Source organism: Actinomycetes bacterium, assembly GCA_036000965.1.
GTDB lineage: Bacteria > Actinomycetota > CALGFH01 > CALGFH01 > CALGFH01 > DASYUT01.
The window spans coordinates 1-21,076 of the sequence record DASYUT010000048.1 but is presented as its reverse complement, the minus strand read 5'-3'; the positions used below and the strand labels follow the sequence as shown (position 1 = coordinate 21,076).

Genomic DNA, 21,076 nt, shown 5'->3' with positions numbered 1-21,076 from the left:
TCACTGGGTGGGTAGTTGTGTCGGTGAGCCCCGCCAGCAGCGCCCGACCAACGCGGCGGCCGGGCTCGGGCGGTCGCGAAGAGGGAGCAGGTCGGCCCATGAGTTGCTCGACGAAGCCGTACTGCCAGCGCTCGGTCACGTCAAGGGGAGGAACCTCCTTACCCCGGCCGCGGCACGGCCGGCACGCTCCACCCAGTCCTCGCCGCTGATGGCTCGACCCTCGTTACTCATCGGGGCCTCCCCCCGGGAACGCCGATGGCTGAACCCCGGGCACGACCAGGTACTTGCCGAGCGGCGCGCCGGTGAGGGCGCCGGTGAGCGCCGCCTCCAGGGCCTCGAGCCCGATCCGGGGCCCGCACAGCTCGGCCCAGGGCTCGGGACCTCCGGCAAGCAGCCCGAGCGCCTCGGCGATGCAGCGCGGCGTGTGGTGGTAGGCCCCCTGGAGGCGAAGCTCCTCGTAGTGGACCCGGTCGGTGGGGACCGGGACGCGGCTGTCGCGTGGGCAGCCCCCGAACAGGTTCACCACGCCGCCCGGCCGCGCCATGTCGACGGCGAGCTCCCAGGCCTCGGTCCGGCCCACCGCCTCGAAGACCTGGTCGGCGCCCCTGCCCCCCGGGGTCGCCCGCTTGAGGCGCTCGACGTCGGCGGGGCCCCGCTCGGCGCCGACGGTGGCCTCCGCGCCGAACCGTTCGGCCAGGCCGAGCCGCTCCTGGTGGGGGTCGAGGACGATCGGCCTGCCCCCGGCCCGCCGTGCCAGCGCGCAGAGCATGAGGCCCAGGGCGCCGCCGCCCACGATCGCCACGCGGTCGCCGGGTGCGATGCCGGCGCGCTCCACGGCGTGGAGCGCGCAGGCCAGCGGCTCGGCGAGGGGCGCGACCTCGAGGCCGACGCCGGCGGGCAGGGCGTGGAGGTTCCCGGTGACCAGCCGTGCCGGGACCAGTACCTGCTCGGCGAACCCGCCGAGCAGGTAGCGGAGGTCCTCGCAGAGGTTGGGGCGCCCGCCACGGCACTGGAAGCACGCGCCGCAAGGGGCCGAGTCGGCGCAGAAGACCGGCTCGCCCGGCGAGAAGCCGGCGACGCCCTCGCCGACCGAACCGACCACGCCCGCGAACTCGTGGCCGAACCGGGAAGGGTACGGGCCCAGGGCGGGGTGGCCGCGCAGGTACATCTTGCGGTCGGTGCCGCAGGTACCGGCGGCCCGGATCTGGAGCACCACCTCGCCAGGGCCGGGCTCGGGTGCCGCCACCTCGACGATGCGCAGGTCGGCCGGCCCGTAGAGCAGCGCCGCCTTCATGGCCGCGTGTCCCCCAGCACGACCACCTTGATGGCCTGACCGGAGCGGGCGGTCTCGAGGGCCCGTGCGGTGTCGGCGAGCGGGAAGCGGTGGGTGATCACGCCCTCGGCGGTGACCGCGCCTTCGGTGAGCAGCCGGAGGGCCTCGCGGGTGTCCAGCGGCCCGGCCGAGTAGCTCGCCTGGATCGTGATCTCCCTGAAGAACACCTCGTTGGGGTCGACGGTGAGCGCCGTGCCGGGCGTGGACGGCGCGAACAGCTGGACCAGCCCCCCCTCGTCCAGTGCCTGCATCGCGAGCCCGAACGCGTCCGGCTTGCCGGTGCACACGATCGCCACGTCCGGTCGCGCCCCCATGGCCCGAACGACCGCCCCGGCCGTCGCCTCGGCCGGGAGCCCCCCATAGCGGGCCACCGCCCTGCGGCGCCCCTCGAGCGGCTCGGCCACCACGACCGCGCTGCAGCCTCGCGCCCTGGCGGCCTGCACGTGCAGCAGCCCCATCTGCCCGGCGCCCACCACGAGCAGGCGCGTCTGTGGGCCCACGCCGGCGCGGCGCTGCGCCCGGACGCAGCACGCCAGCGGTTCGACCAGCGTCGCCGTCTCCGCCGGCAGCTGCGCTGGGACGGGCAGCAGGTCCAGGCGTGCGTTCTCGGCCGGGACGAGGATCTGCTCGGCCAAGCCTCCCGGGCGGATCCGCGTCTGCTTGAAGGTCGCGCAGAGCGTGTGGTGGCCGCGCCGGCAGCGGTCGCACACCAAGCACGGGACATGGTGGTGGACGACCACGCGGGTCCCCAACGCGACGTCGCAGCCTGCGGGGGCGGGCTCGCCGACCGCGACCACCTCGCCGACCGGCTCGTGCCCCAGCACGACCGGCGCCCGCTGCGACACATACCAGTCCAGCAGGTCGCTGCCGCAGATCCCGCACGCGAGCATCCGCACCAGCACCTCCCCAGGGCCGGGCGGGGGCAGGGTGAGCTCCTCGATCCGCAGATCACCCGGCCCGTGATAGACGCTGGCTTTCACGCTCCGAGTTGAACCACACCCCCGCGGGAACCACAACAGCCGGCCGAGGAGCGGCCCGTGCCGTCGCAGCCCGCCGGCCCGGTCGCCCCGGCGCGCTTGGTCGGCTCATCCTCTTCGACCTTCCCACGGTGCTCCGCGCGTCCCAGGCGGGGTGGGGCGACGCCAGCGCAGCGGCCGGGGGCGAGATCCGTTACGTCGGGGCGTAACGGATGAGACGGGGTCTGGACGGCCGCGCGGAATGCGGCAACAACCCGGCCGACTCGCCTGCCGACCGGGAGGAGCAGCGGACCATCGTCGAGGCCACCAACCGCGCCCTGGGGTACGCCTGGGGGCATGGCGTCACCCTGGTCAGCTCGGCCGGGAACGCGGCGATCGACTACACCAAGCCGAGCGTCGACGGCTCGAGCCCCGACTTCGCCGACGTGCCCGGCGAGGCACCCTACGACCGCGACATCGACCCGGGCGACTGCCTGAGCATGCCCGGCCAGGGCAACCACGTGCTGTCCACCAGTGCGACCGGCATCAGCACCCGCAAGGCCTACTGCTCGAGCTACGGCTACCGGTACGTCGACATCTCAGCCCCGGGCGGCGACGTGTACGACACGCCCGACAACAAGCGCGACATCACCCGGGCGGTGCTCGCCGCCTACCCGGAGAGCGTGCTGCGCGGGCAAGGCCTGCTCGACCCGGCCGGCAACCCGCGGTCCACCGCGGTCGTGCGCGACTGCCAGGGTGGGGTCTGCGGCTACTACCGCTACCTGCAGGGGACCTCGATGGCGTCGCCGCACGCCGTGGGCGTCGCCGCGCTCATCGTGAGCCGCTACGGCTCCACCCTGCCCAGCGGCTTCGGGCTGCGGCCGGCCGTCACCGAGGCGATCCTGCGGGCGACCGCCACCAGGCACGCCTGCCCCGACCCCCGGGCGTTCACCTACACCCGGCTCGTGGCCAACCCTGACGGGACCTTCACCACCGAGACCGACACCCACGTCTGCGAAGGCCCCACCCACAACAACGGGTTCTACGGCAACGGGATCGTGAACGCCCTGCGCGCCGTCCGCCCGCTGGGCGGCTAGCCGACCGGCCACCGGGCGCCGTCCCCCCCGCGGGGGGACGGCGCCCCCCCGCGCCGGGGCGGTGGACCAACACACGGCCCGGCGGACACCCACCAGGCGGGCGCGTCGCCCGCCCGATTTGTGGCATGCTTCGCCGGCATACCAAGCCGATCAGGGGAGATGGCGTCGTCGTGAGGATCATCGTCCGCATCCTCGTCAACGCCGCGGCCCTCGCCGCGGCCGCCGCCCTGGTGGACGGCATCACCATCGGCCAGGGCACCACCGGGGAGCGGGCGCTCGCGCTGCTCGGCGTCGCGGTCGTCTTCGGCCTGGTCAACGCGATCATCCGGCCGATCGTCCGGCTGTTCACCTTTCCGCTGTTCATCCTCACCCTGGGGTTGTTCACCTTCGTGGTGAACGCGCTCATGCTGCTGCTCACATCGTGGCTGAGCGACCAGGTCGACCTGCCCTTCAAGGTCGACGGCTTCGGCGCCGCCCTGCTCGGCGCGCTCGTGGTGAGCGTGGTGAGCTTCCTGCTCAACGTCCTGCTGCCCGACAGGTACGAGCGCTGACGCCCGGCCCGGCCGGTCCAGGTGGAGCCAGGACCGCCGGGGCTGGAGCAAGGACCGCCGGACCGGGTGGAGCCAGGACCGCCGGGGGCGGGTGGAGCCAGGACCGCCGGGGCAGGTGGAGCCAGGACCGCCGGGGCAGGTGGAGCCCAGAACAGGTACGGCGGGAGGGCTAACGGGGGCCTCGCCCGGCCCTGCCCCGGCGGTCCCCCAACCGCCGGCGGGGGGCTACACCCGTTCCCCGTCCCGCCGTACCGCAGGGACCTCTCCCCGGTTCGGTCCCGGGCCAAACCTCCCGTATGCAGGAATCGCAACCGGCAGGCTCGGGCGCCCGGCGCAGCGTGGATCGCCAGCGTTTGCGCGTCCGCTTGATCGGCTACAAAAATGCAGGAGCTGCGCTCGTGACGCGCATGGTCGCAGCTGCCTTGCGTTCGTGCTCGGATGGCGCGTGCGACCGACGGGACGACGGTGCAGCAGAAGCTGGAGTTGCCGCCGGTAGGCGGCTCGCAGGGACGCCGGCGGTGGTGGAGCGACCGCCCGCGGGGGGCGCGGCCCCTGGTCGCTGCGGTGCTGTCGTGCCTGCTGCCAGGAGCCGGCCAGCTCTACCTCGGCCGGACGCGCCGGGGTGCCGCGATGGTCGCGGTCACGGTCGCCTGTGTCCTTGCTGGCGTGGCGCTCTGGCAGGACCGGAGCGGGCTGGCCCGCATGCTGGTCCGGCCGGAGTGGCTGCTCGGCCTGCTCGCGGTCGACGCCGCACTGCTCGGATTCCGGGCCTCCTCGGTCGCTGACGCCTACCGTCTGGGCGCCGCCCACCTCGAGCGCGGGCCGGTCCGGCACCGCGGCATGGCTCGCCTGGTCGTCGTCCTCGTTCTCGGGCTGACAGCCGCGCCCCACGCGGTGGCCGCCTACTACGACCTCGAGGCGTACGACCTGCTGGCGTCGGTCTTCGGCAGACGCGACCCCAGCTGGACGGCAGCGGACCGGCCGGTGCGGGGGGCGACCCCGGCGGTCCCCGGCGACCGCCTCACCGTCCTGCTCCTGGGCGGCGACGCCGGGTGGGGGCGGACCGGCCTGCGCACCGACACCATGATCGTGGCCAGCATGGAGCCGGCCACCGGCAGGGCCGTGCTGTTCGGCCTGCCGCGCAACCTGATCCAGGTACCACTGCCCGACGGCCCGGCCCGGGCGTTCGCCTGCCGCTGCTTCCCCCACCCCCTGAACGAGCTGTACGGCTACGCCGAGGAGCATCCCGACCTGTTCCCGGGTAGCCGGCGCCCTGGTGTCACCGCCGTCATGGGCGCGGCCGAGCGGTTGCTCGGCATCCGCATCGACCACTACGCGCTGGTCGACCTCAAGGGGTTCGTCGAGGTCGTGGACGCGCTGGGCGGCGTGACGGTGACCGTGTCGGAGCCTGTGCGGGTCGAGATCGACCGGCTCGGGGAGGGTGACGGCGGGCCGAGGTTCCACATCAAGCCCGGGCGGCACCATCTCGACGGGCTGACCGCGCTCGCCTTCGCCCGTGCCCGCAAGGAGACCACCGACTACGACCGCATGCGCCGCCAGCGCTGCCTGCTCGGCTCGCTGGCCAGGCAGACCGACGCACGCCGGCTGCTGCGGGCCTTCCCACGGCTCGTCCCGGTCGTCAAGCGCAACGTCTCCACCGACATCCCGCTCGACCGCCTCCCAGACCTGGTCGAGCTGGCCGGCCGGCAACGCGTGAACCTGGCCACGGTCGGCTTCGGGCCCCCCGGCTTCGTCGCCGGCTGGGCGTCCGGAGGCTATCCGGTCCCCGACGTGACCCGCATCCGCGCCACGGTCCGGGCCATGCTCGCCGGCCGCGCCGCCACGACCGTCGCCGAAACCGACCACGGGGGGACGGTGGGGACGAGCCGGCCGAGCAGACCCGCCGCCGGGGGGTCTGCGACCGCCGCCGGGGGGTCGGGGCCCGTGGCCCAAGGGTCGGGGGCCGGTGCCGGGGGGTCGGGCACTGCCACCCAGGGGTCGCATGCCGCCGCCGAGGGGTGGGTCGTAACCGCCCGGGGATCGCACGCCGCCGCCCAGGCGCCGGACGCCTGCACCTCGGTCCGCCGGCTCGAGCCCTGAGTGTCGCCACGGTCTGGCCGGCTCATGTCGCCACGGTCTGGCCGGCTCAGAGGAGCTGGAGCTGGTCGCCGGCTGGCGTGGCGGGCCGGCGCGGCGATCTGGCCGCGGCGTGGACGCGTTCGAGGAGCGTCTCGGTGATGTCGGACAGGAACGGGGAGGGCGTGGCCTCGCGGATCGTGCCGTGCCGGGTGCGGCGGCTGGCACGGGTCAGGTACAGGTGGGACCTGGCCCGGGTCATGCCGACGAAGAACAGCCGGCGCTCCTCGCCGAGGTCGAGGTCGCCGGTCCTGCCCCAGCGGAGGGGGAGCAGGCCGTCCTCGCAGCCGGTGAGGAATACCACTGGGAACTCGAGCCCCTTGGCCGCGTGCAGGGTGAGCAGCGACACGCGGTCGGCCCGCGGATCCAGCGCATCCACCTCGGCGCCAAGCGCGAGGTCGGCCAGGAAGCGCCCCAGGTCCTCGCCGCACCGCTCGGCCAGCGGTGTGAGCAGGTCCATGGCGGTCCGGACGTCCGCCTCTGCGTCGGGCTCCGGGGTGGGGCCGAGGGCGTCGACGGCCGCCTTCACGGCCCGGTGGACCCGGGTCAGGACCGGCACCGGCACCGAGGGTCGGTCCGGGTCGCCGGGCCCGGCCGCGGCGGCCTGGACGCGAAGCAGCGCGATCACAGCGCGGACGCCTGGCCGGTCGGTCAGGCGGTCGTGCGAGCGCTTCTGGAACGGCATGCCGGCGCGGGCCAGAGCCTCGGCCAGCGGCCCGGCCTGGGCGTCGGTGCGGTACAGGACGGCGACGTCGGCGAAGGACAGGCCGCCGTGGCCGTGGCCGCCCGCGCCGGCCCGGCCGCTGTCGATCGAGTAGAACGAGGACCCGCCGAGCAGCTCGTCGATGGTGCGCACCACCAGGTCGGCTTCCCCCTGCTCGGTAGCGGCCTGCTGCACGACGATCCGGGGCGCCGACGCAGCCGCCTCGCCATGGGCGGCCAAGACCCGGCCGCGCACCAGCGTCGAGGGGGCGATGGCCTGGAGCGCGCCGTCGACGATGGCGCGGCTCGAGCGGTAGTTGCGCGTGAGGCGGACGGTCCTGGCCGCCGGGAAGTCCTGCCCGAAGCGGAGGAAGAACCCCACGTCGGCACCGCGGAAGCCGTAGATCGCCTGGTCCGGGTCGCCGATCGCGCAAAGGTGGCCGTCCGGGCCGGTCAGCAGACAGAGCAGCCTGTACTGGAGCTCGTCGACGTCCTGGTACTCGTCCACCGAGATCGACGGCCAGCGGTCCCGGTACGACCTGGCCAGGTCGGGGTCGGCGCCGAGCAGCGCCACCGGCAGCGTGAGGAGGTCGTCGAAGTCGAGCAGGCCACGCTCGCGCAGGGCCCGGTCGTAGCCGGCGAGCCGGTCGGCCAGCTCGCCGGCCTCCGACCCCGGCCTCGACCCCGGCCCCGGCCCCTGCCCCGGGCCGGCGGCCCGGGCCCTTTTGGCGCGCGAGAGCGCATCGAGCAGGCGGCGGGCGTCGCGCTCCGAGCCGCCCGACACCTCTCGGACAAGCTCCAGCCGCTCGCTCTCGTCGGCGATGCCGACGCCTTCTTCGAGGCCGAGCAGTTCGCGTTGCTCGCGCACGATCTGCAGCCCGAGCCCGTGGAAGGTGGTCACCAGGACCCGCTCGGCCGCGTCGGGGAGCAGGGCGCGGAGCCGCTCGTGGAGCTCCTCGCAGGCCCGCCGGGTGAAGGTGATGGCCAGGCAGCGCTCGGGCGGGACGCCATGGTCGCCCACCAGGTGGGCGATCCGGTGGGTGAGCGTGCGGGTCTTGCCCGTGCCCGGCCCGGCCACGATCAGCAGGGGCCCCTCGACGGTCGCGGCGGCCGCCCGCTGGTCCGGGTCGAGCCCACCCAGGACCGTCGTGACCACGCCGGCGGCGTCCACGCCGGCCAGCTGCGGCGGCTCCACCCCGGAGCCGTCTGGCGTCTCGACTACCTCCTCGGTGGGTGGCGGCCCGGCGGAGCGCCCGCTGGGTGGCGGCCCGGCGGAGCGCTCGGTGGGCTCGGGGCCGGCGGAGCGCCCGCTGGGTGGCGGCCCGGCAGCCTCCTCGGTGGGCTCGAGGCCGGCGGTCTCCTCGGTGGGCTCCAGGCCGGCGGCCGCCCGGGCCGGAGGGGACTGCACGGGGTCGGGGGGGTCGAACAGGGTGGCCGTGAGCGAGCCGTGGCCACGCAGCTCGGCCGGGTCGAACAGGCGGATGACGCCGTACTCGCCGTCGTAGCCAGCCTCGCGCACGACGGCGCCGCGGCGGAGCCGGCCGATGGCCTCGGCGAGCAGCGGCGGCCCTGACCGCCCGATCTCCTCGAGCGGCACGTCCTGCAGGATGCCCAGCTCGGGGCCGAGCCGCTCGACCAGGGCGGCGACCTCCTGGCCGACGGCCTTGCTCCTCGGGCCCACCCCGAGCAGCTCGCCGAGGATCTCGGGCAGGGGCACCAGGCAGCGGAAGCCTGCCGCGCCAGGAGGGCGGGCGCCGTCCGAACGGTCCGCGAGCACCTCCACCCGGTGCAGCACCCCGATCGTGAGCGGCTTGCCGCAGACCGGGCAGCGCTCGCCACGCCGACGGGTCTCGGCCGGCTCCTGGCAGACGCCGCAGTTGCGATGGCCGTCGAGGTGGTACTTGCCCTCCTCGGGGAAGAACTCCACCGTCCCCCCGAAGCCCTCGCCGGTCTCGAGCGCCCGCCGCAAGGCGAAGTAGTCGAGCTCGGTGCCGAACACCGACGCCTCCCGGGCCAGCGCGGGCGGGGAGTGGGCGTCGGAGTTGCTGACCAGCCGGTACCGGTCCAGCGAGGACACCCGCCAGTTCATGGCCGGGTCCGATGAGAGCCCGGTCTCCAGCGCGAAGACGTGCCCGGTCAGGTCCCCGAAGCACTCCTCGACCGAGTCGAACCCCGATTTGGAGCCGAGGATGCCGAACCAGGGCGTCCAGGCGTGCGCGGGCACCAGGTAGGCGCCGTCGCCGCTCTGCAGGGTGATGTCGAGCAGGTCGCGCGAGTCCAGGCCGAGGATGGGCCGGCCGTCCGAGGCCAGGTTCCCGATCCGCCCAAGGCTGCGGTTGAACGCGGCCGCCGCGTCCAGGTCGGGCATGTAGACCAGGTGGTGGAGCTTGCGAGTGCGCTCGGCCCGCTTGTAGATGGTGGCGATCTCGACCGAGAGCAGGAAGCGGACCGGCCCGTGGCAGGAGGGTGGGAGCCGCTGGGACACGGCGCGCTCGACGTCGTCGGGGAGCCGGTAAAGGCCGGGCTCGGCCGGCACCAGCGTGGAGCGGAGCGTTTCGAACCAGACCGGGTGGGTGAAGTCACCGGTGCCGACTACCGAAAGACCTTTCCGTCTCGCCCACCAGGCGAGGTGCTCAAGGTCGCAGTCCCGACTGCAAGCCCTTGAGTACTTCGAGTGGATGTGGAGGTCTGCGTAGAAGGGCATGGACCGAACCTATCACGGTGCCCCGACGCGTCTCGGATGGACCGCTCGGAAGGTTGACGGGGGAAGCTGTTGGAAGGTTGACGGGCACCGGGAGGCGGGTTCTCGAAGACGCCGCCAAATTGGGCAGAAACCTGCGCGTTTGTCCACCCCAGACAGACCGCCCGTATGCAAGAATTCCCCCCTTCGCGGCGGTTCGTGCCTCGCCGGGCACGAGCGCCTCGCAGCCAGCCGTGACGGAGGGGGACCCGAAGATGGGCGCTGACGTGGGCCGGAGAGCGTGGGCGGCGGCCGGCGGCCGCGTCCCTTGACGGCTGGCGACGCCGCACCCCGGATCCGGTCCGCCGATGAGAGCCTCATGACCCACCCCCACCGAGACCCCAGACCAGGTGGTCCGTGAGCGACCGACGCGGGTATCCCGCCTGGCTTCTGTACCTGCTGGCCGGCGGAGTGGCCGCCGTGGCCTACCTCACGGTCGGCTCGGACCTGGCCCGGGAGGTGCTGTACGTCGGGCTCGGGCTCTCCGCGGCGCTGGCCACGGTCACCGGAGTCAGGACCCACCGGCCCAGGCGCGCGCTGCCCTGGTGGCTGCTGGCCGCCAGCCTGCTCTCGAACGTCGCGGGCGGCGTCCTCCTCCCCAGCGGCGGGCACATCCTCCCCAGCGGCGGGCACATCCTCAGCGGAGGCCACATCCCCGGCGTCCAGCTCGTGCCGACCGCTGCTGACGCCTTCTATTTAGCCTGCCATCCCCTGTTCGGCGTCGGCCTGCTGCTGCTGGTCCGCGCCCGCGTCCCCGGCCGCGACCGTGCCGGGCTCGTCGACGGGTTGATCGTGGCCACCGGCACCGCCCTGGTCGCCTGGGTGTTCCTCATCTCCCCCCACCTGCGTGACCCGGGCCTCGACCTGGCCGCCCGGGCTGTCTCGACCGCCTACCCGCTGTTCGACGTGCTCATGCTCGCGGTGGCCGCCCGCCTCATGGTGGGCGGTGGTGCCCGGCCTCCCGCCTACCGCCTGCTCGGCGCCGGCGTGGTCGCGATGCTCGCCACCGACGTCTGCCACGTGGTGCTCGGTCTCAACGACCGGTACCAGGCCGGCAGCCCGATCAGCGCCGGCTGGATGGCGGCGTACGCCTGCGCGGGCGCTGCCGCGCTGCACCCGTCCATGGCCCGGGTGGCCACGCCGGCCGACGTGCCAGCGCCCATGCTGCGCCGCCGCCGGCTGGCCGTCCTCGCCGGGGTCTCGCTCCTGGCCCCGGCGCTGCTCGCGGTCGAGGCGTCCGTCGGCACGCCAGCCGACGTGCTGGTCATTGCGGCCGGCTCCGCCCTGCTCTCGGTGCTCGTGGCGGTGCGCATGGCCGGGCTGCTCGGCGTCCTCGCCGGCGCGCTCACCGAGCTGCAGCACCGGGCGCTGCACGACGTGCTCACCGGGCTCGCCCAGCGCGAGCTGTTCGTCGACCGGGTCGAGCAGGCGCTGCTGCGCCACCGTCGGGTGCCCGGCCAGGTCGCGCTGCTCTTCATCGACCTGGACGACTTCAAGCGGGTCAACGACACCCTCGGGCATGCCGCCGGCGACCGGCTGCTCGGCGAGGTGGCCGGGCGGCTGCGGACCTGCCTGCGTGCCGGCGACACCGCGGCACGCCTGGGCGGCGACGAGTTCGCGATCCTGCTCGACGGCGTCCCCGATCCCGGGCTTGGCGCCGTGGTCGCCCGCCGGGTGCTCGCGGCCTTGCGCGAGCCGGTCGACCTGCACGGCATGCGGGTGACGGTCGATGCGAGCATCGGCATCGCGACCACCACGAGCGGGTTCGACCAGGCTGGGACCCTGCTGCGCCGGGCCGACGTCGCCATGTACGCGGCCAAGGGCGGTGGGAAGGGACGCTACAGCTGGTTCGACCCGGCCACCCACGCCGACGAGGAGCACGACGCCGCCTGTCAGGCCGTCGTCGGCACCGGGCCGCCAGGCCACGGGGCCCGCCCCCGTCCGGGCGTGGGCATCGCCGGGCCGCTCGCCGATCCACGCTGGCCGGACGTCGGGGCCATCCTCGGGCAGGTCTCGGCCCGCGCAGCGCCACCGCCTGCCGGGACGCCCGGCCCGGGGGCCTCCGCCCTGCATGCGTTCGCCAATCTGGTGGCCGAGCGCATGCAAGCCGACGAGACCATCCCCGCGCACGCCGGCGACTACGCCAGGCGTCTGGCCCAGGTCCAGGCCGTCACCGACGCCGCCCTGGCCCACCTCGCCGTCGACGACCTGCTCGCGGCCCTCCTCGAGCGGCTCAAGGCGGTGCTCGCGGTCGACGTGCTCACCCTGTTCCTCCCCACCGAGGACGGTCGCTCGCTGCGCCTGCGCGCCTTCCTCGGCCTGGGCGACGAGCTGGCCGGGACGGTCATCCCCATGGGCGAGGGCGTCACCGGCCGGGTGGCCGCCACCGGGACGCCCATGCTGGTCGCCGACCTTCCCATGACCAGGATGCAGACCGCCGCAGCGGCCGGGGCCCGGCTGCGCGCCGTCGCCTGTGTGCCCCTGCGGGTCGAGGGCCGCATCATCGGCACCCTCGGCGTTGGCAGCGAGATGCCCAGCTACTTCGGCCAGGCCGACCTGGAGCTGCTGCAGCTCGTGGCGGACCGGGCCGCTCTGGCGATCGAGCGGACGCGGCTGCTCGAGGCCGAGGCGCGGGCACGCGCCGCGGCCGAGCGGACGGTGGACCGGCTCTCCCGGCTCCAGGCCATCACCGCGGCGTTCTCCCAGGCCCTGACCTCGGGCGAGGTCGCCGAGGTGGGTGTCCGCCAGGGAGTGGCTGCGCTGGACGCGCAGGGCGGTGCGCTTGCCCTGGTGGATGGGGACGACCTCGAGGTCGTCGCCACCCTCGGGTACCCGCCAGAGGTCGTCGAGCAGTGGCGCCGCATGCCGCTCACCGGGGCCGCGCCGCTCAGCCAGGCGGCGCGGTGCTCGACTCCCGTGTTCCTCGGCTCCCCGGCCGCGCGCGAGCGCTGCATGCCCGGCTGGCGCCCGATCATGACCGACGTGCAGGCCTGGGCGGCCGTCCCGCTCGCCGTGCAGGATCGCTGCCTGGGCGTGCTCGGGCTCACCTTCGACGAGCCGCACGCCTTCGCCGAGGAGGACCGCCTGTTCATGGTCGCGCTCGCCGGCCACTGCGGGCAGGCGATCGAGCGGGCCCGGCTCTACGAGGCCGAGCGCGTGGCCCACCGGGCGGCTGCGGCCCGGGCCGAGGAGTTCGCCCGGCGGGCCGGGGTCGCGTTCGACCCGAGCGCGGCTGGCGACCACTGAGCCAGCCTGTGTCCTTGACCGATGTCGAGGAGGGATGGCATGGGGGATCTGGCCGAGCGGCCCGTAGCGTGGTCGCTGAACAGGGCGGCCACGCTGGGGAGCCTGCTGCTCTTCGTCGCCTTGGGCGCGTTCCTCGCCCTGTACGGGCCGGCCATCCCCGTGCTGCGCGAGACGTTCCGGGTCGGCGCCGGAGCGTCGGCCCTGGTGCTCAGCACGCACTTCGCCGGGGCGGTCGCCGGCATCGCAGGCTGGGCGCTGTTCGGACAGCGCCTGCGGACCCGCGCCTGGACGAGCGTGGATCGTGTCCCAGTCCTCGTCGTGGCGGCGGCTAGAACCAGCGCTGGGTGATCACCTTCTGCCGGGTGTAGAAGCGGATCGAGTCGGTGCCGGTGGCGTGCAGGTCGCCGAAGAACGAGTCCTTCCAGCCAGTGAAGGGCAGGAACGCCATGGGCGCGGCCACCCCGATGTTGACCCCGAGCATGCCGGCCTGGATGCGGCGGCGGAACTCGCGCGCGTTCCTGCCGGAGGTGGTGAAGATCGAGGCCATGTTCCCGTAGCTGGAGCGGTTGGCGGTGGCGAGCGCCTCGTCGACGTCGCGGGCCCGCACGACCGACAGGACCGGGCCGAACAGCTCGGTGCGCCACACGTCCATGTCCGGGGTGACGTGGTCGAGGATGCTGGGACCCAGGAAGAAGCCCTCGGAGTCGACCGCGTCGCGGCCGTCGGCGACCAGGGTCGCGCCGGCGTCGCGGCCCTCGCCGACCTGCCTGGCGATGGCCTGCTTGCGCTCGGCCCGGATCACCGGGCCCATGTCGGTGCCCGGCTCGGCGCCCGGCCCGACCTTGAGCGCCGACGCCTGCGCGGCCAGCTCCTCGACCAGCGCGTCGCCGACCGAGCCCACGCCCACCGCAACGCTGCCGGCCAGGCAGCGCTGCCCGGCGTTGCCGAACGCGGACGCGACCAGCGCGGGCACGGTCGCCTCGAGGTCGGCGTCGTCCATCACCAGCAGGTGGTTCTTGGCCCCGCCGAGGGCCTGGACCCGCTTGCCGTTGGCCGCGCCCTGGGTGTAGACGATCCGGGCCACCCGGGCCGAGCCCACGAACGACACCGCGTCGACCTCCGGGTGCTCGAGCAGGCGGGTGACGGCCTGCTCGGCGCCGTGGACGACGTTGAACACACCCTCGGGCAGGCCGGCCCGCTCGAGCAGCTCGGCCAGCTTCATCGCCGACAGCGGGGTCTGCTGGGAGGGCTTGTGCACGAAGGTGTTCCCGCACGCCAGCGCGGTCGGGATCATCCACAGGGGCACCATGTTGGGGAAGTTGAATGGTGTGATGCCGGCCACCACCCCCACGGGGAAGCGGATCAGCCGCTCGTCGATGCCGCTGGCGATCTGGTCGATGGCCGAGCCCATCAGCAGGGTGGGGGCGCCGCAGGCGAAGTCGACCACCTCGATGCCGCGGCGCACCTCCCCGCGCGCCTCGTCCAGGGTCTTGCCGTTCTCCCGGGTGACCAGCGCGGCCAGCTCCTCGAAGGCGTCCTCGAGCAGGGCCTTGAAGCGGAACAGGACCTGCGCCCGGTCGGGGACCGGAGTGTCGGCCCAGCCCGGGAAGGCGGCCCGGGCGGCGGCGGCCGCCTCGTCGATCTCGTCGGTGCTCGAGTAGGGCAGCTCGGCGATGGGCTGGCCCGTGGCCGGGTCGGGGATGGGATGGGTCTCGGCCGCGCCGGACTCGCGCACGCGGCCGGCGATGTAGCTCGGCACCCGGTCGGTCATTGGCGCTCCTCCTGTCCGCGTGGCTTCGGGGTGGCGCCCGCCGTGGTCATCGACGCTCCTCCTGTCCGCGTGCTCTCGGGGTGGCGCCCGCCGTGGTCATCGGCGCTCCTCCTGCCCGCATGGCTTCCGGGTGGCGCCCGCCGTGGTCATTGGTGCCTCCTCTACAGGCCGGAGCGGCTCCGCTCGAGGAACCTGCCCTGGCCGGGCCGGCCCAGGAAGGTGCCGTGGTCGACCAGGATCTCGCCGCGCTGCATGACCACCTCGGGGATCCCGTGCACGCGCCGGCCCTCGTAGCAGGAGTAGTCGACGTTCATGTGGTGAGTGGAGGCCGACAGGGTCCGCTCGGCCTCGGGGTCGAACACCACGACGTCGGCGTCGGACCCCGGCGCGATCGTGCCCTTGCGGGGCCACAGGCCGAACAGCTTGGCCGGGGCGGTCGCGACCAGCTCGACGAAGCGGTTCAGGCCGATGTGGCCTGGCCGCACCCCGCCGTCGTAGATGAGGGTGAAGCGGTCCTCGACCCCGGGCAGGCCGTTGGGGATCTTGGCGAAGTTGCCCCGCCCCATCTCCTTCTGCTCTTTGTAGTCGAAGGGGCAGTGGTCGGTGGAGACGACCTGGAGGTCGTCCTGGCGGAGCCCCTTCCACAGCTCGGCCTGGTGGGCCACGGGCCGCAGCGGCGGCGAGCAGACGTACTTGGCGCCCTCGAACCCCTCCCGGCCGAGGTCGTCGAGGCTGAGGTACAGGTACTGCGGGCAGGTCTCGGCCAGGGTGGCCAGGCCCCGGTCGCGCGCCTCGCGGACCGCGTTGAGCGCGTCGGCCGAGGACAGGTGGACGATGTAGACCGCCACGCCGGCCAGGTCGGCCAGGGCCACGGCCCGGTGCACCGCCTCGCCCTCCATCGACGAGGGACGGGTCAGACCGTGGTTGATCGGGTCGGTCCGGCCCTCGGCCAGGTAGCGCTGGATCAGCACGTCGATCGGGCCGCCGTTCTCGGCGTGGAGCATGATCAGGCCGCCGTTCTCGGAGGTGCGGCTCATCGCCCGGAACAGCGACGCGTCGTCGACCATGAACACACCCGGGTAGGCCATGAACAGCTTGAACGACGGCACCCCGCGGTCGACCAGCGCGTCCATGTCGGCCAGGGTCTGGTCGTTGACCTCCCGCACGATCATGTGGAAGCCGTAGTCGATGTGCGCCTTGGGGCCGGCCTTCTCGTGCCAGCGGTCCAGTCCGGCCTGCAGGGACTCACCGTACTCGTGGATGGCGAAGTCCACGATCGTGGTGGTGCCGCCCCAGGCGGCCGCGGCGGTGCCGGTGGCGAAGTCGTCGGCCGAGAAGGTGCCGCCGAACGGCATCTCCATGTGGGTGTGGACGTCGATCGCGCCAGGCATCACGTACCGTCCGGTCGCGTCGACGGTCCGCTCGGCGCCGGTACCGCCGCCGAGCCCGGTGCCGACCGCGACCACCTTCTCGCCGTCGACCAGCACGTCGGCCCGCATCGTCTCGGCCGCGGTCACCACCGTGCCGCCCTGGATGAGGGTTCGCACTCCGTGCACCTCCTCGTGTTGGAGTCGGCCTCGGGCGCCTAGACGCCCTGGGCGGCCGCGACCGCGGCCCGGATGGTCTCGACCGCCTGCCCCACGTCCTGCTCGGTCACGGTCAGGGGCGGCGCGATCCGCAGCGTGTTGGCGTACAGGCCGCCCTTGCCGACCAGGAGGCCGCGCTCCCGGCAGCGCTCCATCACCTCGGCGGCCGCCTTGACGTTGGGCTCCTTCGAGTCGTGGTCGGCGACCATCTCGACCCCGACCATGAGGCCCTTGCCCCGCACCTCGCCGACGATCGGGGACTCGGCCTCGAGGGGCTTGAGCCCGTCCATCAGGATCCTGCCCGTCCGGGCCGCGTTGGCCTGCAGGTTCTCGCGGCGGATGTAGTCGAGGTTGGCGACCGCGTAGCGGGAGCTGACCGGGCCGCCGCCGAAGGTCGAGATGTGGTTGGCCCGCAGCGAGTCGACCCACTCCGCCTTGGCCACCACCCCGCCGATGGCCAGGCCGTTGCCGAGGCCCTTGGCCATGACGATCGCGTCCGGGCGGACCCCGTAGCTCTCGATGCCCCAGAACGCCTCGCCGGTGCGGCCGAACCCGGTCTGCACCTCGTCGGCGATCAGCGGGATGCCGAAGTCGTCCAGGATCGACTTGACGATCCCGAAGTACTCCGGCGGCGGGGTGACGAACCCGCCCACGCCCTGGATGGGCTCGACGATCATCGCCGCTGGCGCTCCGGTGGTGGTCGTCTCGATCACGTTGCGCAGGTCCTCGGCGCACGCCACGCCGCAGTCGGGGTACTTGAGGCCGAACGGGCAGCGGTAGCAGTAGGGCGTGAGCGCGTAGGACACCTGGAACGGGCTGTAGGAGGAGGCCGACCACGACTTCTGCCCGGTGATCCCGATCGCGGCGAACGAGCGGCCGTGGTAGGAGTTGCGCAGCGCGATGACCTCGTTCGACCTGCGGTACCCGGTCGCAAACAGCAGGGCCGCCTCGTTAGCCTCCGACCCCGAGGTGGTGAAGAACGCCTTGGTGGGGGGGTCGACCGGGGCCAGCTCGGTGAGCCGCTCGGCCAGCTCCACCATCGAGCGGATCAGGTACAGCGTCGAGGTGTGGTTGAGCTTGCCGGCCTGGTCTTCGAGCACCCGGGTCAGCTCGGGCACGTTGTGGCCGGAGATGGTGGTGAGGATGCCGCCGAAGAAGTCGAGGTAGCGGTTGCCGGCCGAGTCCCAGACATGCACGCCCTCGCCGCGCACCAGCTCGACCGGCTCGGCGTAGTAGAGGGTGAGCCAGGCGGGCAGGACCTTGGCGTGCCTGGCCAGCAGCGCGGCCGCGTCGCCGGCGCCGCCCCCGGTGCCGGTCCCGCTCCCGGTGCCGCCCGCGGTCCCGGTGCCGTCGGCCGTCACGGCAGCAGCTCCGTCAGCTCGTGGTAGGTCTCCGGACGCCGGTCGCGCATGAACTGCCAGGTGTTGCGGACCTCGCGGATCTTGTCGAGGTCGAGGTCGGCGACCAGCACCTCGTCCTCGGAGTCGCTCGCCTTGGCCACGATCTGCCCGCGCGGGTCGCAGAAGTACGACGAGCCGTAGAACTTGTTCGGGTTGACCGGCGCCTCGACCCCGACCCGGTTGATCGCGGCGATCCAATAGCCGTTGGCCACCGCGTGGGCCGGCTGCTCGAGCTCCCAAAGGTACTTCGACAGCGACTCGACCGTGGCCGACGGGTTGAACACCAGCTCGGCGCCTTTGAGGCCGACCTGGCGGGCGACCTCCGGGAAGTGCCGGTCGTAGCAGATGATGAGGCCGACCCGGCCCACCGAGGTGTCGAACACCGGGTAGCCGAGGTTGCCCGGCTTGAAGTAGTACTTCTCGAAGAAGCACGGGCCGACCTGCGGGATGTGGGTCTTGCGGTACTTGCCGAGCAGGGTTCCGTCCTTCTCGATGACCGCAGCCGAGTTGTAGTAGACGCCGGTCTGGGCCTCCTCGAACCAAGGGACGACCAGCGCCATCTGGTGCTGGCGGGCGAGCTCGCGCATGCGGGTGACAGTCGGCCCGTCCTCCGGCTCGGCGGTCGCGTACCACTTGGGGTCCTGCTCGGCGCAGAAGTACGGGCCGTGGAAGATCTCCTGCAGGCAGGTGATCTGGGCGCCCTCGGCGGCCGCCTTGGCGATCAGCCCGACGTGCTTGTCGACCGCCTCGTCCTTGGGCATGTTGGCATGGGCCTGGATGATGGCCGCGCGCACGATGGTCATGAGCTTGCTCCTCGATGCTCCTCGGTCGGTGGTGGGTCCTGCGCTCGTCGGTGGGTCCTGTGCTGGTCAGTGGGTCCTGCGCTCGTCGGTGGGTCCTGCGCTCGTCGGTGGGTCCTGTGCTCGTCAGTGGGTCCTGTGCTCGTCGGTGGGTCCTGCGCTGGTCGGGGGCCTAGGCTCGGGGCCCCCGAGCCCCTGCCGAGTTGCCCAGGGACGGGATCAGCTCCTTGCCGAAGGCCCGGATGACGCCCTCGGGGTCGTCGACCATCGAGTAGATGTTGAACTGGTGGACCCCGGCCGCCTCGAGGTCGCGCAGGCGCCGCTCGCACGCGTCGGCCGTGCCGATGACGCAGAAGCGGTCGACCACCTCGTCGGTGACGAAGCCGGCGTGCTCGGCCCCGACCCGGCCGTGGTCGGAGTAGTCGTAGTGGTCCCGCGCGGCGATGTAGTCGGTCAGCTCCTTGGGCAGGTCCTTGGGCTCGTACCGCTTGACCAGGTCGACGACGTGGTTGGAGACCAGCGCGGGGAACCAGCGGACCTGCTCGCGGGCGTGGGCCAGGTCGGCGGTCACGTAGGCGGGCGCCGCGCTCATCACCTTGATGTCCTCGAAGCGCCGGCCGGCCTCCTCGGCACCCTCGCGCACGAACCTGAGCAGCCACTCGACCAGGTAGGGGTCGGCGAGCTGCAGGATGACGCCGTCGCCGACGCGGCCGGCGGCGCGCAGGGCCTTCGGCCCGTACCCCGCGATCCACACCGGCAGGCTGCCCTTGGCCCACTTGAGCCGGAACTCGGTGCCGCCGTGGGTGGCCGGGCGCCCCTCGGCCAGGTCCTTGATGACCCGGGTGGCCTCCTCCAGCTCGGCGACGGTCACGGGTCTGCGGCCGATCACCCGCCGGGCGCTGTCGCCCCGGCCGATGCCCATGTCCATGCGCCCGCTTGAGATCTCGTTCAGGGTGGCGAGCGCGCTCGCGGTCACGGTCGGGTCGCGGGTGGCCGGGTTGGTCACGCACGGGCCCATGCGGATCCGCGAGGTGGCCGCCGCCATCAGCGCGAACACCGGGTACACGTCCTGCCAGAGCACGTGGGAGTCCCACAGCCAGGCGTACTCGAAGCCGGCCTCCTCGGCCGCCCGGGTCAGCTCGACGACCCGGGACGGCGGGGGATCGGTGGCGAAGCAGACGCCGAACGACAGCATGCGTTGGCCTCCTATCCGGCGGACCCGTCGGCGGCGCGGACCGCGGGCTGCGGTCGCACCAACATGCTAGTTCCGGGGGATGAGGGTCGTGAAGGGGTGACGGGTGGATGGCCGGCTACCCAGCCGGGTGAGCCCGTGAGCAGGGCGGGCGGCCGCGGCGACCTCCAGGCCGATGGTCATGGACCACATTCGGTGAGACACCTCTGGCACAATCACCGGCCCCATCCGTCCGTAGAGAGGACCCCGATGTTGCGCAGGATCACCACCGTCGTCGCGCTCGCGGTCCTGGCGGCGCTCTCGATGGTGTCGCCGGCACGAGCCGACCACGACACGGCGCACACCATCGCGCAGATGACGGCGCACTACCAGGACCCCGGGCTGGAGACGCAGAACAAGCCCTTCGCCCTGCTCTACCTCCGCACCACCGAGGGGATGCGCGACGCCAACAACCAGGGCGAGTTCTCCGACCCGGAGTTCTGGGACCAGGTGGTCATCCCCACCTTCGCGACCTACTACCTCGACGCCTACAAGACCTGGAAGCACGGCGACGACAACGACGTCGACATCGCGTGGCGCATCGCGTTCCGCACCGAGCCCGAGCGGCTCAACTGCACCCAGATGCTCTACCTCGGAATCAACGCCCACGTGAACAACGACCTGGCGTTCATGATCGAGCAGGTGGGTCCGCGCTACCTGTACCCCGACCACAAGCACGTGGACGACGTGCTCGTGTTCCGCACCCGGCCGGTGGTGTACCCCGAGATCCAGCGGGACCTGTGCCCCGGCCTGTTCTCGGAGACGGTCCCACCGACCGCCGACCGGGACATCTTCGCGTGGAGGCAGCTGGCGTGGGACAACGCGCAGCGGCTGGTGAGCGCGCCCACCCCGCAGGCGCGGGAGGCGATCGCGACCGAGATCAGGCAGCACGCGCAGGACAAGGCCCGCGAGATCATCCGCTGGTACCGGTAGCCACGAGTCCCTAGTGTCCCGAGTTACTGATTCGCTCCATATTCGTGGCCGTGAACCTCCTGGTCGGAGGACCAAGAGTCGCCTTAGTGGCTGACCGGGCTGGCCGCCGCGCTGGCGGGCCCTGACCGGCCGGCGTCGCTGGTCAGGCGGGAGGGCAAGCACGTCCATGTCCTGCTGTTGCGGTACGAGTGGTCGAAGGTGGCGGGTGGATGTCCGGGATGGGCCGGTGGCCCCGACGTCTCTGGTGAGAGGCACCGGAGTGGTGCCAGCAGACAGGAGAGACCCGTGAAGTACATGATCTTGCTGTACGGCTCGCAGCAGGACTACGACATCCTGGCCGGGAAGGCCACCGACAAGCCGGCCTGGTCCGCGGAGGATGTCGCGGCGATGGGCGCGTTCATGGAGTCGTTCAACAAGGACCTGGTCGAGTCCGGGGAGCTCGTCGACGCCCAGGGCCTGGCCGCCCCCGTACACGCCAGGAGAATCCAGCTGCAGAATGGGGTTCCTGTCGTGACCGACGGGCCGTATCCCGAAACCCAGGAGGTCCTCGCCGGCTACACGATCGTCGAGTGCGAAAGCTTCGACCGGGCGACC

At 73.1% G+C, this 21,076-nt stretch carries 15 protein-coding genes; 7 read left to right on the top strand and 8 right to left on the bottom strand.

Annotated elements, in window-relative coordinates; genetic code table 11:
- Positions 1-223: 223 nt before the first annotated feature.
- Both VG276_03085 and VG276_03080 read right to left on the bottom strand, forming a co-directional pair.
- Positions 224-1,294: an alcohol dehydrogenase catalytic domain-containing protein gene (locus tag VG276_03085; protein HEV8648394.1), complete on the bottom strand. Its 1,071-nt coding sequence runs from the start codon at positions 1,292-1,294 to the stop codon at positions 224-226.
- A complete protein-coding gene (locus VG276_03080) occupies positions 1,291-2,313 on the bottom strand; it encodes an alcohol dehydrogenase catalytic domain-containing protein (GenBank protein HEV8648393.1) in 1,023 nt (340 codons plus the stop codon). The genes VG276_03085 and VG276_03080 overlap by 4 nt, the downstream gene beginning before the upstream one ends.
- Before the next feature lie 209 nt (positions 2,314-2,522).
- Here VG276_03080 and VG276_03075 point away from each other — a divergent pair, with 209 nt between their 5' ends.
- The 3 genes from VG276_03075 (at position 2,523) to VG276_03065 (ending at position 6,037) form a co-directional block, all read left to right on the top strand.
- On the top strand, positions 2,523-3,386 hold the full coding sequence (locus VG276_03075; GenBank protein HEV8648392.1) for a S8 family serine peptidase: 864 nt from the start codon (positions 2,523-2,525) through the stop codon (positions 3,384-3,386).
- A gap of 125 nt (positions 3,387-3,511) precedes the next feature.
- Positions 3,512-3,937 carry a phage holin family protein gene (locus tag VG276_03070; protein HEV8648391.1) on the top strand — a complete coding sequence of 142 codons (426 nt, stop codon included), beginning with the start codon at positions 3,512-3,514 and terminating at the stop codon, positions 3,935-3,937.
- Between the two features lie 438 nt (positions 3,938-4,375).
- Positions 4,376-6,037 carry an LCP family protein gene (locus tag VG276_03065; GenBank protein HEV8648390.1) on the top strand — a complete coding sequence of 554 codons (1,662 nt, stop codon included), beginning with the start codon at positions 4,376-4,378 and terminating at the stop codon, positions 6,035-6,037.
- Between the two features lie 46 nt (positions 6,038-6,083).
- Here the strand turns inward: VG276_03065 and VG276_03060 are convergent, their stop codons facing one another.
- On the bottom strand, positions 6,084-9,479 hold the full coding sequence (locus tag VG276_03060) for a UvrD-helicase domain-containing protein (GenBank protein ID HEV8648389.1): 3,396 nt from the start codon (positions 9,477-9,479) through the stop codon (positions 6,084-6,086).
- Positions 9,480-9,872: 393 nt separating this feature from the next.
- Between VG276_03060 and VG276_03055 the strand changes: the two genes are divergently transcribed.
- A complete protein-coding gene (locus tag VG276_03055) occupies positions 9,873-12,761 on the top strand; it encodes a diguanylate cyclase (protein HEV8648388.1) in 2,889 nt (962 codons plus the stop codon).
- A 39-nt stretch (positions 12,762-12,800) separates the two neighbouring features.
- On the top strand, positions 12,801-13,109 hold the full coding sequence (locus VG276_03050) for a hypothetical protein (protein HEV8648387.1): 309 nt from the start codon (positions 12,801-12,803) through the stop codon (positions 13,107-13,109).
- Here the strand turns inward: VG276_03050 and VG276_03045 are convergent.
- The 5 genes from VG276_03045 to VG276_03025 all read right to left on the bottom strand — a co-directional run bounded on the left by VG276_03045 (position 13,090) and on the right by VG276_03025 (position 19,510).
- Positions 13,090-14,532: a CoA-acylating methylmalonate-semialdehyde dehydrogenase gene (locus tag VG276_03045; GenBank protein ID HEV8648386.1), complete on the bottom strand. Its 1,443-nt coding sequence runs from the start codon at positions 14,530-14,532 to the stop codon at positions 13,090-13,092. The two genes, VG276_03050 and VG276_03045, sit on opposite strands and share 20 nt — an antisense overlap.
- Before the next feature lie 161 nt (positions 14,533-14,693).
- Positions 14,694-16,079: a dihydropyrimidinase gene (gene hydA, locus VG276_03040; protein HEV8648385.1), complete on the bottom strand. Its 1,386-nt coding sequence runs from the start codon at positions 16,077-16,079 to the stop codon at positions 14,694-14,696.
- Between the two features lie 38 nt (positions 16,080-16,117).
- Complete coding sequence (locus VG276_03035; GenBank protein HEV8648384.1) at positions 16,118-17,479, bottom strand: aspartate aminotransferase family protein; 1,362 nt, start codon at positions 17,477-17,479, stop codon at positions 16,118-16,120.
- On the bottom strand, positions 17,476-18,321 hold the full coding sequence (locus VG276_03030; protein ID HEV8648383.1) for a nitrilase-related carbon-nitrogen hydrolase: 846 nt from the start codon (positions 18,319-18,321) through the stop codon (positions 17,476-17,478). Before VG276_03030 ends, VG276_03035 begins: the two co-directional genes overlap by 4 nt.
- Before the next feature lie 169 nt (positions 18,322-18,490).
- Positions 18,491-19,510, bottom strand: a complete 1,020-nt coding sequence (locus VG276_03025; GenBank protein ID HEV8648382.1) for a TIGR03842 family LLM class F420-dependent oxidoreductase — start codon at positions 19,508-19,510, stop codon at positions 18,491-18,493.
- 249 nt (positions 19,511-19,759) lie between these two features.
- On the opposite strand from VG276_03025, the gene VG276_03020 reads away from it, so the two are divergent.
- Entirely contained in the window at positions 19,760-20,482 is a 723-nt protein-coding gene (locus VG276_03020) for a DUF5995 family protein (GenBank protein HEV8648381.1), read from the top strand.
- Positions 20,483-20,767: 285 nt separating this feature from the next.
- The coding region (locus tag VG276_03015) for a YciI family protein (protein HEV8648380.1) at positions 20,768-21,076 on the top strand (309 nt) is incomplete at its 3' end.